The 13,830-nt window shown below is 64.4% G+C and carries 10 protein-coding genes; 7 read left to right on the top strand and 3 right to left on the bottom strand.

Translation table 11 applies throughout. The features are described from left to right. Positions 1–23 precede the first annotated feature (23 nt). Positions 24–1,109, bottom strand: coding sequence for an ABC transporter ATP-binding protein (locus tag V3572_RS04960; RefSeq protein WP_332109875.1), 1,086 nt, complete (start codon positions 1,107–1,109; stop codon positions 24–26). A gap of 325 nt (positions 1,110–1,434) precedes the next feature. Then, positions 1,435–2,295: a DeoR/GlpR family DNA-binding transcription regulator gene (locus V3572_RS04955; RefSeq protein ID WP_332109874.1), complete on the bottom strand. Its 861-nt coding sequence runs from the start codon at positions 2,293–2,295 to the stop codon at positions 1,435–1,437. A gap of 347 nt (positions 2,296–2,642) precedes the next feature. Between V3572_RS04955 and glpA the strand changes: the two genes are divergently transcribed. The 6 genes from glpA (at position 2,643) to V3572_RS04925 (ending at position 11,260) form a co-directional block, all read left to right on the top strand. Continuing rightward, on the top strand, positions 2,643–4,220 hold the full coding sequence (gene glpA, locus V3572_RS04950) for an anaerobic glycerol-3-phosphate dehydrogenase subunit GlpA (protein ID WP_332109873.1): 1,578 nt from the start codon (positions 2,643–2,645) through the stop codon (positions 4,218–4,220). Continuing rightward, positions 4,217–5,497 (top strand): glycerol-3-phosphate dehydrogenase subunit GlpB, encoded by a 1,281-nt coding sequence (gene glpB, locus V3572_RS04945; RefSeq protein ID WP_332109872.1) that lies wholly within the window; start codon positions 4,217–4,219, stop codon positions 5,495–5,497. The genes glpA and glpB overlap by 4 nt, the downstream gene beginning before the upstream one ends. 74 nt (positions 5,498–5,571) lie before the next feature. Further along, entirely contained in the window at positions 5,572–7,299 is a 1,728-nt protein-coding gene (locus V3572_RS04940; protein ID WP_332109871.1) for a 4Fe-4S dicluster domain-containing protein, read from the top strand. Then, positions 7,296–8,162: a CoB--CoM heterodisulfide reductase iron-sulfur subunit B family protein gene (locus V3572_RS04935; RefSeq protein WP_332109870.1), complete on the top strand. Its 867-nt coding sequence runs from the start codon at positions 7,296–7,298 to the stop codon at positions 8,160–8,162. Before V3572_RS04940 ends, V3572_RS04935 begins: the two co-directional genes overlap by 4 nt. 107 nt (positions 8,163–8,269) lie before the next feature. Next, a complete protein-coding gene (gene glpK / locus V3572_RS04930) occupies positions 8,270–9,781 on the top strand; it encodes a glycerol kinase GlpK (RefSeq protein WP_332109869.1) in 1,512 nt (503 codons plus the stop codon). Positions 9,782–9,979: 198 nt separating this feature from the next. Next, complete coding sequence (locus V3572_RS04925) at positions 9,980–11,260, top strand: hypothetical protein (RefSeq protein ID WP_332109868.1); 1,281 nt, start codon at positions 9,980–9,982, stop codon at positions 11,258–11,260. 174 nt (positions 11,261–11,434) lie between these two features. Here V3572_RS04925 and V3572_RS04920 read toward each other — a convergent pair whose 3' ends face one another. Then, positions 11,435–12,136, bottom strand: a complete 702-nt coding sequence (locus V3572_RS04920; RefSeq protein ID WP_332109867.1) for a tetratricopeptide repeat protein — start codon at positions 12,134–12,136, stop codon at positions 11,435–11,437. A gap of 372 nt (positions 12,137–12,508) precedes the next feature. On the opposite strand from V3572_RS04920, the gene V3572_RS04915 reads away from it, so the two are divergent. Continuing rightward, positions 12,509–13,798: an HD-GYP domain-containing protein gene (locus tag V3572_RS04915; protein WP_332109866.1), complete on the top strand. Its 1,290-nt coding sequence runs from the start codon at positions 12,509–12,511 to the stop codon at positions 13,796–13,798. Positions 13,799–13,830 lie beyond the last annotated feature (32 nt).

Below are 13,830 nucleotides of genomic sequence, written 5' to 3'. Positions count from 1 at the left end.
GAAAACATACCTCGTTGGCGGAATTACATGTCTTCGAACAAGGGCGCACGCACCAGGGCGCCGTCCTGGCCGAAGATATAGAATTTACGGGGACGCACGAAAAACGGAATGGCCTCGCCGATGCGGCGCTGGTGCACGCCCTCTTCCTGGACCACCAGGGGATGGCCGTTGTAGGTCATGTGGATGAAGGTCTCGGAGCCGTTGATCTCGGCTAACTCCACCCGGCCGTGCAGCTCAATGTCCCGGGGATGCTGGCGGTGTAAAAACAGATGGTGGGAGCGCACCCCGAAAAAGTAGTCGCCAGGGGACAGGCCGAGAAGATGTCCGTCCAAGGGCACGGACAACCCGTCGCCCAGATGGGCCATGGCCTGGTCCACCCGCGTGCGCAGGATGTTGATGGGCGGATCGCTTAAAATCTCGGCCACCTTGACCGAGGCCGGACAGCGGTAGACCTCATCGGCCCGGCCGGTCTGGAGCACGCGGCCCTCGTGCATGACCACCAGGTTGCCGCCGAGCATGAGCGCCTCGGAGGGTTCCGTAGTGGTGTAGACCACGATGGAGTCCCTTTTGCTGAAGATTTCCCGTAGTTCGGTACGCAGTTCTTCGCGCAGCTTGTAGTCCAGGTTGACCAGGGGTTCGTCCAAAAGCAAAAGCGAGGCGTCCTTGACCAGAGCCCGGGCGATGGCCGTACGCTGCTGCTGGCCGCCGGACAGTTCCTGGGGCAGGCGCTCCAGAAAATGGTCGATGTGCAACACGGCCGCCACCGCGCGAACCCTGGCCACGATGTCGGCCTTGGCCATGCCGGCCAATTTGAGCGGCGAGGCGATGTTGTGGAAGACCGAAAGCGATGGATAATTGACGAACTGTTGGTAGACCATGGCCACGTTGCGTTTGCGAACGGAAACGCCGGTCATGTCCTTGCCGTTCTCGGCGATGCCGCCGCTCGAGGGGCGGTCAAGTCCGGCCATGATGCGCAAAAGCGTGGTCTTCCCAGCCAGGGTGCGGCCCAGGATGACGTTTTGCGACCCGGATTCGAGTTGCAGATCGATGTCGGAGAGATATGTCTCCCGTCCGACACGCTTGTCGACTTTCGAGATTGAAAAACTCATCCCCGGCTCCCCGCCTTCGCCTATTGAGGGGGCGAACATCTTAAAATAGCGTATTATTTCAAATAGTGAAGACTCGGTTTCGAAAAAAGGGAATACCAGCTTCAGGGCTTATTCTCAAGCGAAAATAGAAATGTTTTTGTAACAAACCGAAAATAAATGCCATACCCTTGGAGGTATTGAAAGAATTATGCACGCTGCGGCATCTGGCAGGCGGCCGCAAAGCCCCCGCAGGCAAGGGCAGACGTCTGGGAATCGAAAGGGAATGCGGCCGGACGCGCACCGGCGGCCAATCCGGAAGGGAGGCCGCCCGCCGATGCGCCCGGGATCAGTCCTGGTCGGCCACGTAATAGCTCACGTCGGCGGCCTCAAGCTTTTCGCGCAGGGCCATGGGCGGCTGGGCGTCGGTGAAAAGGGCGTCGATCTCGGTGATGTCAGCCAGACGGACCATGGCGTTGCGGCCGAACTTGGTGTGGTCGGCCACCAGAAAGGTCTTTCGGGAGTTGTCGATGATGGCCCGGGCGGCGCGCACCTCACGGAAGTCGAAGTCCAGAAGGGTTCCGTCCAGGTCGATGCCGGAGATGCCGATGATGCCGTAATCCACTTTGAACTGCTGGATGAAGTCGATGGTGGCCTCGCCGATGATGCCGCAGTCGCGGTGGCGGATGAGCCCCCCGGCGATGATCGCCTCCACATTGTCGTATCCGGCCAGGATTCCGGCCACGTTTAAGTTGTTGGTGATGACCCGCAGGCGTTGGTGGCTGTGCAGGGCCCGGGCCACCTCCTCGGTGGTGGTGCCGATGTTTATGAAAAGCGAGGCATGGTCCGGGATGTGGGCGGCGACCATGGCCGCGATGCGGCATTTTTCCTGGCGACACAGTACTTTGCGGTCGGAATAGGCCAGGTTTTCGGTGCTCGATTCCAGCCCCGCGCCGCCATGATAGCGATGCAACAGACCTTCCCGGGTCAGCATGTTAATGTCCCGGCGAATGGTCTGGGGCGTGACCTGAAAGGTCTTGGCCAGGGCCTCTATGGTGGCGAAACCCTTTTCACGCACCGTGGCCAGGATTTTCTCCTGGCGCTTTTTCACCGAGGCGGATTTTCCCGTGGAGTCCGGGACGGTCATCCCTGCCTGCTCCTCCGGCGCCCCCGCATGCTGTTCCTCGTGTTCCCGCTCCCGATGTGCCATGTTCGGATTCTCCGGATCGGGCGCAACCCCGCGATCCATTTTCGTTTTTGAAAAAAGGTTACTCGACTTTGTTGTTATTGGAAAAAAATGGTGACAAAAACCCGCTTCTCGGCTATTTGGTGACAGGTTTATGTGCGTGATGACAACATCCTTTTCATCATGTGCGTATCACTGCGTTTTTCTTTTCACAAGGGCAAACTGAAATCGGGGACCATCCCATGCCGGACCCCCCGGCGGCCGTCCCCGCTTCGGACGGCGGCCTCCCCCCAAGAAACCGTCGCGATCAGGCCTGTCCCGGTCGCGACGGGGGCCGCCGATACACGTCATCATTGCCAAGGAGAACCGGAGTGCGGACCACCGTGCTCATTATCGGAGGCGGCGTCACCGGCGCGGGACTTGCCCGCGATCTGGCGCTTCGCGGCGTGGCCTGCGTCCTGGTGGACAAGCAGGACGTCAACGCCGGGGCCTCGGGCGGCAACCACGGGTTGCTTCACAGCGGGGCGCGCTATGTGGGCTCGGATCCCCTGGCCGCCCGGGAGTGTCGCGAAGAAGGCGAGATCCTGCGCCGCATCGCCCCCCACTGCGTCGAGGACACGGGCGGCCTTTTTGTGGCCGTCTCCGGCGACGACGAGGCCTATGTGGCCGATTTCCCGGGGCTTTGCGCCAAAAGCGGCATCACGGCCACCGCCCTGGACGTCAAAACCGCCCGGGACTTGGAGCCCGCCCTGTCGGATCGGCTCATCGCCGCCTATGCCGTGGCCGACGCCTCGGTGGATCCCTTCAAACTTTCCCTGGACAACATCGGCCAGGCCATGACCCACGGGGCGCGTTTTCTGCCCTGGACCCAGGTGGTGGGCTTTCGCCTGGATGCGGGCCGCATCCGGGCGGCGACCCTGCGCGACACGGCGAACGGCCGGGAATACGAGCTTGAAGTCTCCCTGGTGGTCAACGCCGCCGGGGCCTGGGCCGGCCGGGTGGCCGCCCTGGCCGGGCCGCATGTGGATCTGGTTTTTTCCAAAGGAACCCTTCTGGTCACCCAAAGCCGCATCACCGACCGGGTCATAAACCGTCTGCGCCCGGCCACGGACGCGGACATCCTGGTGCCGGGCGGCACGGTGTCCATCCTGGGCACCACCTCCGTGCGCATCCCCGATCCCGACGACTGTCGCCCCTCCATCGCCGAGGTGGACCAGATCATCGACGAGGGCGCAGCCATGGTCCCGGAACTCAACGCCACCCGCTATATCCGGGCCTATTCCGGGGTGCGGCCGCTTTTCGGCAAGACCAGCGCCGGAAGCGGCGACCGGGCCGTGAGCCGGGGATTCGCCCTTCTGGACCACGCCCGGGACGGCGTGGAGAATTTCGTGACCATCACCGGCGGCAAGCTCACCACCTACCGGCTCATGGCCGAAAAGGCCGCCAATCTGGTATGCGCCAAGCTCGGGGTGGACGCGCCCTGTCTCACGGCCGCAACCGTCATGCCCCCCTACGCGGGAGGCCGCTGGACCGAGCCGGGACTGGCCCCGAAAAAATGGCTCAAGGCCACGGACCCCACGGACTCCATCCTGTGCGAATGCGAAATGGTCTCCAAAAGCGTGGTGGACGACATCGTGCGCACCATGCCCGCCGCCTCGCCGGGCACCACGCTTCTGTCCATCGGTCTGCGCAGCCGCATCGGCAAGGGCCCCTGTCAGGGCGGTTTTTGCAGCCTCCGGGTCGCAGGCCACCTCTACGACACGGAGGTGGTGCGCGGCGATCAGGGACTGTGCGAGATCCGCCGGTTTCTCGACGAACGCTGGCGGGGGGTGCATCCCATCCTTTTTGATTTTCCGCTCATGCAGGCCGAGTTTCAGGAGGCCGTGCATTGCGGGCTGTTCGGCCTGGAGCTGGTCCGCGAGGACGAAAACGGGAAGGGTAAGCCATGACCGTCCAATCGCCGCCCCGCCACGACGTGGACCTCATGGTCATCGGCACGGGACTGGCCGGCATGGCCGCCGCAGCCATGGCTCTCCGGCGCGGCCTGTCCGTGGCTCTGGCCGGGGCCCCGGGCGAGAGCCTGTTCGCCAGCGGCCTTTTGGATCTTTTGGCCGTGCATCCGGTCAAGGACGGCCGTCTTTGGGACGATCCGTTCGCGGCCCTGGCCGCCCTGGCCGCCGACGAGCCGGACCACCCCTACGCCAAGCTGTCCCGCCCGGACATCGAGGCCGCCTTCGCCGCCTTCACCGCCTTTCTGGGGGAGATCGGCCTGGACTATCACGGCCACGACGGGAAAAACGCCATGGTCCTGACCCCCGTGGGCACGATCAAGCACACCTACCGGGTTCCGGCCGGGATGTGGGCCGCCGACCACGGCATCCGGCGCACGCCACCGGCCCTTATCGTGGATTTCGAGGGATTCAAGGGATTCAGTTCCGCCCAGATCGCCCAGACGGCCGGGATTTTCTGGCCGGGGCTGGCCCATGCGCGCCTGCCCTTCCCCGGCGGCCGCCCGGCCCCCTATCCCGAACCCATGGCCCTGGCCCTGGAATCCCCAACATACCGCGAGGAACTGGCCAAGGCCCTCTCCCCCCACCTTCGGGGCAGGGAGATGGTCGGCTTTCCCGCCGTGCTCGGCATCTACCGCACCCGGGAGACCCTGGCCGCGCTGACCGAGCTTTTGGGCATGCCGGTGTTCGAGATTCCCACCATCCCCCCGGCGGTCACCGGCATCCGCCTGAAGGCCGCCTTTGAGGAGGCTATGGCCCGGATGGGGGTGGCGACGTTTTTCCAAAAACTGGTGCTCGGGGTGCGCGCCGAGTCGGGAGGCTTCGCCTGCGACGTGGGCTGGAGCGCGCCGGAGGCCGAGGTCCGGGCCAGGGGCGCGATTTTGGCCACGGGCCGCTTTTTCGGCAAGGGGCTCGTGCCCCATCGCAAGGGCGTGATCGAGGCCGTGTTCGGCCTGCCCGTGGTGCAGCCCGCCTCACGCTCGAAGTGGCACGGGGAGCGCATGTTCGATCCGGCCGGCCACGCCATAAACCGGGCCGGACTGGCCACGGACGGCCGCTTTCGGCCCCTTGGGGCTGATGGACGGCCTGCCTTCGACGGTCTGTACGCCGTGGGCGCCATCCTGGCCGGGCACGACTGGACCCGCCAGAAGTGCGGCGCGGGGCTGGCCCTGGCCACGGCCTATGCCGCCGTGGAGGACTTTGCCGGTCGGCGGTAAGACGTAGCGACTTTGGCGGTCTGGCCTGCCAGGCATCCGTGGCCGTTGCCGCGGGCCGTTTTCCGGGAGCGTCCATGAGTCTTTTCGCCATGATCCTGTGGGCCTGTCTGGCCGTGTGCCTTGGGGGCGCGGCCTGGCGCATGGCCCGCTGGCTGGCTCCGGACACTTCCCTGGCCGTTCCCGGCCTGCCGCCGTCGCGGGCCCTGGCCTCCCTTTTGCGCTCCCTGTCCTGGCCCAAGGCGTTTTCCGCCGCCCCCCGGGTGGGGCTCACCTTCCTTGTCGACATTCTGCTCCAGGGCCATCTGCTGCGCAAAGGCAGCCTGTGGCGCTGGATCATGCATTTCGCCCTGTTCGCCGGATTTTCCGGCCTGCTTTTTTTCCATGCCCTGGACAATTTCATCTCCCGGCCTTTTTTCCCGGGCTACGAGCCCACCCTCGCCCCCTGGCAGTTCCTGCGCAACCTCTTTGGGGCCATGGCCGCCATGGGCCTTGGCATCGCCCTGTGCCGCCGCCTCTTTGTGCGCGACATGCGGCGCACCTCGCGATTCGAGGACTTTTTCACCCTGGGGCTGATCGGCCTGATCATCGCCTCGGGATTTTTTCTGGAGGGGGCCAAGATGGTCTCCCCGGCCGCCTTCGACCGTATGGCCGCCGACTACTCTCCAACTCCCGACGCCGCCGACCTGACCGCCCTGCGCGCCTTTTGGGCCACGGAAAGCGGCATGGTCTTTCCGGTCGATAGTCTGCCCCGGGAGGCCGTCACCCCGGAGAACCTGGAAAAGGGGCGAGAGATTTCCGAAATGTCCTGCGTCCCGTGCCATTCCCCGCCCTCCTCGGCCTTCGTGTCCGCGCCCCTGTCGCGCCTCCTGGCCCCGGCCGGGGCCGGACTGACCCACGCCCTGTGGTGGGTCCATGTCCTTGGCTGCCTGTTCGCCCTGGCCTGGCTGCCCTTTGGAAAGCTCTTCCACATCCTGTCCACCCCCGTGGGCATCCTGCTGCGCGGCCTCGATCCCGGGGAGGAGGCCGCCCGGCCGAACGCCGCAGCCCCGCTCGCCCGGGCCGTGGGCCTGGACGCCTGCACCCACTGCGGCATCTGCAGCCGTCATTGCAGCGTGCTGCCGTCTTTTCTGGCCCTTGGCACGCCGGAGATCCTGCCTTCGGAGAAGCTTTTGTCCATGCGCCGCCTGGCCGGGAAATCGGGAAAGCTCACCCCGGCCGCTCTGGCGGCCTTCTCCGAGGGCGGCTTCGTCTGCACCGAGTGCATGCGCTGCACCGTGGTCTGCCCCTCGCGCATCAACCTTCAGGATCTGTGGCTGGTCTCCAAACGGGAGGCCGCCCGGCTGGGCCATCCGGAACTGGCCGTGCGCCTGCGCAGCTATGGTCCCGAGGTCTGGGAGAAGCTGGCCCGTCGGGCCCGGCCCGTGGCCAGAACCCTGGCCGCCTCTCCCTCGCTTCTGGACAATCCCGAGACCTTCGCCTGCTGCGTGCAATGCTCGATGTGTACCGGGGTGTGCCCCATTTTTCGCCTGCCGGACATCCCGGCCGCCGAGGTGGACGTCAGTCCCCACCAGCTCATGAATCTGGTGCGCATGGGCCTTGCCGACCACGCCCTGGCCGCCAATTTCTTGTGGAACTGCACCACCTGCTACAAATGCCAGGAACACTGCCCCCAGGGCATCCGGGTGGCCGACGTGCTCTACGAACTGCGCAACCTGGCCCATGCCAAGGTAGAGGCGGCGGCCCGGGCCGGACTTTTGGACGACTTGGCGGCGCGCCCCCAGGCAAAGGGGGATGCCCCATGACCTACGCCTGGTTTCCCGGCTGCCGCATCCCGTTCCATCTCCCCGGCTACGGACGCCAGTCCCTGGCGGTGCTGGCCGCCCTGGGCCTGCGCCCCGTGGAGATGGAATTCAACTGCTGCGGCTATCCCGTGCGCCACCAGAGCCTTTTCGCCTCGGTGCTCTCGGCGGCCCGGGCCCTGGCCGTGGCCGCTCGGGCCGGGCACGACATCCTGACCCCGTGCAAATGCTGCTTCGGACATCTGCGCTTTGCCCAGGTCGCCTTGTCCGAGCGCCCGGACCTGCGGACTGCGGTCACGGACGCCCTGCGCCCCGAGGGCCTGCGTGACGACCCGGACCTGACCGTGACCCATCTGCTGCCGGTCCTTGCCCGGGAGGTGGGCCTGGTGGCCGTTAAAAAGGCCGTGATCCGCCCCCTGGCTGGCCTTCGCGCGGCGGCCCACTATGGCTGCCATGCGCTGAGGCCGTCCCCGGTGACCCGCTTCGACGATCCGCTGTCCCCCACGATTTTTGAGGATGTGCTCACGGCCATGGGATGTGTCCCCGTGCCCTGGACGCTTCGCCTGGAGTGCTGCGGGCAGCCGTTGGCCGGGAAAAACGACCGCCTGGCCATGGCCCTGGCCCGCAGCAAATACGATTCGGCCCTGGCCGCCGGGGCAGACGTCCTGGTCACGGCCTGCACCTATTGCCAGATGCAGCTTGGGGCCCAGGCCTTGTCCTGCGAGATGGCCACGCCGGGCATCGGCGCATCGCCGCCGAGGCCGGAATCGCCCCTGCCCGTGACCCCCGTGTCCGACCTTTTGGGCGCGGCCATGGGACTGTGGCCCCTTGGGGACCGCCTCGCGCCGCCAAAGGCCGGAGGCTGATCCGGGGGCACGGGGAAACCTCCCCGCAGGGCTTGCCTGCAGGGCGATGATCAGGGACAAGGAAGCAACCGCCCTCCGGGGCGACACACGAGAAAAAGGAGCGCAACATGGGTGGATACATCGGGGCCGTGGACCAGGGAACCACCTCGTCGCGGTTCATCATCTTCGACGCCGCCGGGCGCATCGTGGCCATGGACCAAAAAGAGCATCGCCAGATATTCCCCCAGCCGGGCTATGTGGAGCACGATCCCATGGAGATCTGGGAAAACACCCAGGAGGTCATTGCCGGGGCGCTCCGCAAGTCCGGGCTTGGCGGCGCAGACCTGGCGGCCCTGGGCATCACCAACCAGCGCGAGACCGTGGTGGTCTGGGACCGGCGCACGGGCCGCCCCTACTCTAACGCCATCGTCTGGCAATGTACGCGCACCCGGGACATCTGCGAGGAGCTGATCAAGGACGGCGGGCCGGATCGCTTTCGGGCCGCCACGGGGCTGCCCGTGGCCACCTATTTCAGCGGCCCGAAGATCAAGTGGATCCTCGACAACGTCCCCGATGCCCGACGCGCCGCCGAGGCCGGGGAGGCGCTTTTCGGGACCATGGAGTCCTGGATCATCTGGCGGCTCACGGGCGGCCCCCGGGGCGGGGCCCATGTCACCGACGTGACCAACGCCAGCCGGACCATGCTCATGGATCTCAAAACCCTGGCCTGGGACCAGGACATCCTCGACGTGCTGGGCATCCCCCGCCAGGGCCTGCCGCGCATCGTGCCCTCCAGCGACGGGGCCTCCTGGGGGCCGACCATGGAGGACGGCCCCCTTGGCGCCAGGGTGCCGGTGTGCGGCGCCCTGGGCGACCAGCAGGCGGCCCTGGTGGGCCAGGCCTGCTTCGAGCCCGGCGAGGCCAAGAACACCTACGGCACGGGCTGCTTTCTGCTCTTAAATACCGGCACGACGCCCATCCCCTCCCGCCACGGCCTGATCACCACCCTGGCCTACCAGCTCGGGAACAACGATCCGGTCTACTGCCTGGAAGGGTCCGTGGCCATCGCCGGGGCCTTGGTGCAATGGGTGCGCGACAACCTGGGCCTGATCAAGGCCGCCCCGGAGATCGAGCGGCTGGCCATGCATGCCGAGGACAACGGCGGGGTGTACATCGTGCCCGCCTTTTCCGGGCTTTTCGCGCCCTATTGGCGCTCGGACGCCCGGGGGGCCATCGTGGGGCTGACGCGCTACGCCAACAAAAACCACATCGCCCGGGCCGTGCTTGAGGCCTGCGCCTACCAGACCAAGGACATCGTGACGGCCATGAACAAGGATTCGGGCGTGGAGCTCAAAAAGCTCAAGGTGGACGGCGGCATGGTGCACAACGAGCTTTTGATGCAGTTCCAGGCCGACATCCTGGACGTGCCGGTGATTCGTCCGGTGGTGTCCGAGACCACCTGCCTAGGGGCGGCCTATGCCGCCGGTCTGGCCGTGGGGTTCTGGCGCGACACCACGGAATTGTGCAGGAACTGGGCGGTGGACCGGACATGGGAGCCGCGCATGGCCGCCGCTGTCCGGGATGCGGGCTATCGGGGCTGGAAAAAGGCCGTGGAGCGCACGTTGGACTGGGTGGAATAGACCGATTTTTTGCGTCAGAACATGCAGGGACCGGTCCGGCGCGAAGCCGACCGGTCCCTTTCGATTCTAGGCGTTGCCGATTGTATTGGTCTGAAAATCGAGGCGCAAAATATAAATGCAAAAATATTGCATTTATCGTCGCGCCGGGGTATCTTTGGAGTCACATGTACGGTTACTCCACCATGTAAGGACAGTCCCATGAAACGTATCCTACGTAGTCTCCTGCTCGCCGTGGTGCTCGCAAGTCTCGTCGCGTGCCAATCCTCCAAACAGAAGGCGCATGAATTGGCCGAAGAAGCCGTTTACAAACCGGTGGAATACAAAAACGCCTCCATACCCGGACCCGGGATCGTGGTGTTGCCCGGAGAGATGAAAAGCGCCAACGCCACGTTCGCCCAGAAGATTACGGACAACAATATCCGTGACTTCGCGGAACTGGAGCTGTCCAAGGCAAATTTCCGGATACTGGAGCGGGCCGACGCCCAGGAGTTCTTCAATGAATTCGCCCTGGCCGCCAACCTGGGCGACGCAGAAGCCCTGGCCATCTTCAGGAAGGGCCGGTTCAAGGCCACCAATTGGCTGGTGGCCTTCGACGTGCTCAAGGCCGAACCTGTGGCCGACGTGAAGCAGAATGTGGACGGGAGCACCCTCGGCGCCCTCGTGGGCCTGGGATTGACCCTGGCTGGCAGTTCCGACGCCGGACGCATCGCCGGAACCACCATCGCCTCCATCAAGGGCAACGACAGATCGGTCATCTGGAACGTGGGCCTGCGCTACAAGATCCTGGACGCCAACACCGGCATGCAGGTGGCCACGGGCTATTTCGAGGACAAGCTGGAGATCAAGGCCTCCATGCAGAGTTTTCTGGGGGCCACCCAGGCGCAGAGTTCGGCCGCGACCCTGGACACCCTGGTGCAGCGACTGGTGCAGAAAGCCGTGCAGGAGATCGACGGTTCGTACAAGACCGCCCAGGCCACGGATGCGACAGGGGACGCCGGACCGGAGCCCGAGCCCAAGGGAAAGAAAAGCAAGGCCGCCGCACCCAAGACCAATGCGGCCAAAGAGAAAAAAATCATCGCAGAATATCAGGCCAAGGCCGCCGAACACAAGAAGCAGAAAGACGCCGATGCGGCCATGGTCGCCATCAAGGGGTATTTCAACGCCATTGCCCAGATTGACCACAACGCCCTTCTCGTCTGCACCTGCACCTCGGTGCACCAGGAGGTGGAAAAGGGCATGGAGCCTCTGTACAAGCTGGCCGCCAAAACCCCTGAATGGCGCAAGTATCTGACTCTGGACGTTTCCAAAGTGAGCTACGAAATCGTGGATCAGCAGGATGCAAGCTGCAAGATCAAGGTCGGCGGAGAGATGTCCGTCACGGTCGGCAAAGAGACGCCGAAAGTGACGCCGCAAAACGAGGAATACACCCTGACCAAGGAAAACGGCCGTTGGAAGATCTGCACCGCCCATTTCATCTAAGGCGCGGGGCCGGTCGTTTCCCGCACCCAGCCGCAAAAAAGCCCAGGACGCCCCGCGAACCGGAACACGTCCTGGTCGCGGGGTGTTGTTTCGGGTGGGATCGCAACGCGAACGGGGACGGCGGCGAAGCGCCAGACATGTCCTGGCAGGGACGGGCTCGCGACGGGCGGTTTTTCAGATGTCCGGAGAGGCTGGGGGCGGCGAGGGGTCCGCGCCGGGGGCAAGGTCCGGAGGCGGGGCGTTCTTCCCCTCCTTCAGGATGTCGAGGTATTCCAAAAAATGGCGGCATTCCTCGAAATCCGGGTTCATGCGCAAGGCCTTCTCCAAAAATCGCCTGGAGACCTTGGGATTTCCCTTCTCAAAAAGCGTGCGGGCCATGTTGTAGATAAGGTGTTCGTCGTCCTTGCTGAGCTGATAGGCCCGGGCGTAGTATTTCATGGCTTGGGAATACATGCCGCGCTTGCGCATCTGGATGCCGAACTCGTTGAACAGGTGCTTGTGTTCCGTCTGGAACGCCGCCTCCAGGCGGACCAGCTTGCGGAAGACCCGTTCGGCGTTCTCCACCTCGTGGCGTTCCAGATAGGTGAGCCCCAGGCCGAAGGTGGCCCGGACATGCTCCTCGTCAAGCTCCAGGGCCGTCTGATATTCGAACTCCGCAGAAAACAGTTCGCTGCGCTCCCGGTGCCTGTCCCCCCGCTCCACGGTCTCTTCCATGCGGCGCATGATGGGCACGACCTTGTTCATGTAAATGGAGGGTTCGGGGATGTATTGCCGCAGCAACTCCTCGCGTTTGAGGATTTTTACGGGGCCTGAGGGCAAAAAATTGCGGTTGAGGCGCTGGGTGCTGAAATCCCCATCCTCCTGCTCCTCGGCCATGACGAAAATCTGTTGACGCACCCTCCGACGGGAACCGCCAAAGCCAAGATAGTGCGAAGACTCGGTGGAAAAAACGCCCCGCAGGCGTTTGGCTGGGATGTCGTCCGTCATTTCGGCCTTGTCGGCATGTGGGACTCGCGATTACAAGTTCACGGCGAACGGCCCGGCGCATTGCCGTACAGCCCTGCGGGGATGGCTGTGTTGACACGAAAAATGGCGCGGGCATAGTATGGTGGCGGGAACGCGTGCACCGCGCGAAAACCTTGCCGGACCCAGGGTCCGGGACAGCGGGAAACACCAGGGAAAGCCGCATGAAAATACGCCGAAAGGCTGAAATGTCAATAATCGCAAGGCCCCAAGAGCTTTGTCCCCATGCATGTCAATGAATATCCGATATTGATCGACCAATTGTGCCCGGGGCTCTTCGTGCGTCTGGAAACGACCTCGGACATCGGCGCCCTCCCCAAAAAGGCCTTCAAGATCACCAACGAAAGTCAGATCGAGGAGATCCGGCGGCTGGGCATACGCCACGTCATCTGCATTTCCGACAAGTCCGACCGGCTGCCCATTTCTCTTGAGGAGCTGGACAAGCAGGCCTCCCCCGGCCGTTCGGGACGACCCGTCAAGGCCTTCAAGACCCCGGTGTCCCTGGAGCTTTTGGGGCTCAAGCGGGAAACCATCGCCCGCAACAAAGAACGCCGCGACCGCTTCGCCTCCTGCGAAAAGCGGTACGAGGAGGCCGTCTCCCAGGTCATCGGCGTTTTGAAAAAGGCGGCCAAGCCGTCGGATGCGGTGCTGGACGCGGCCCGGGGTATGGTGTCCTCCCTGGTGAACACCTTTTTGTCCGATCTCGACGTGGTGGTCAGCCTCATGACCACCAAGCCCCGGGAGGAGACCCGCAACTATCACGCCTTAAACGTCACCGTGTTGTCCCTGATGCTGGCCCGGGAGCTCGGGCTCGGCAAATCCCAGATGCACGACCTGGGCATGGGGGCGCTTTTTCACGACGTAGGCAAGGGCCGCGTGCCCATCCAGCGTTTCTCCAAAGGCAACATGACCACCCTAAACCGGGTCGTGCGCGAATATTACCGCGAGCATCCGGTGCTTGGGGCCAAGATCGTCTCGGCCTTCCCGGACTTTCCCCCGGCGGCTCTGGATGTGGTGCTCAAGCATCACGAGACCCTTGACGGCCAGGGGTTTCCCTCCGGGCTTACGGCCGAGAACATTCCGGTTCTGGCCCGCATTGCGGCTGTGGCCGACGCCTACGACACCCTGTGCAACCGCCGGGACGAGGTCGGCTTCGCCACGCCGCATGAGGCCCTTAGGGCCATGTACGGAAAAAAAACCAGCCTGGATCAGATGCTTCTGGCCTCGTTTATCCGCAACATCGGGGTCTATCCCCCGGGGAGCATCGTGGAGTTGTCCAACGGCCTGACCGGCATGGTGGTGTCCTCCAGCCCCAAGGCCTCGTTTCGGCCGAGCGTCCTGGTGCATCATCCGGACATTCCCCGGAAAGAGGCCCTGCTCATCGACCTGACCATTGAGGAGGATCTCAAGATCATCCGGGCCCTGCGCCCCGAAGACCTGCCCCGAGAGGTCTTCGCCTACTTGAATCCCGTGCGGCGGGCCAACTACTACGTGGACACCCTGCCACCGGCCTAAGGCGCAGCGTCCAGCCGTTTTCACCCAAACCC

It is taken from the genome of Desulfolutivibrio sp. (genome assembly GCF_036584575.1).
Lineage (GTDB): Bacteria > Desulfobacterota > Desulfovibrionia > Desulfovibrionales > Desulfovibrionaceae > Desulfolutivibrio.
This window is presented reverse-complemented; position numbering and strand designations above follow the sequence as displayed.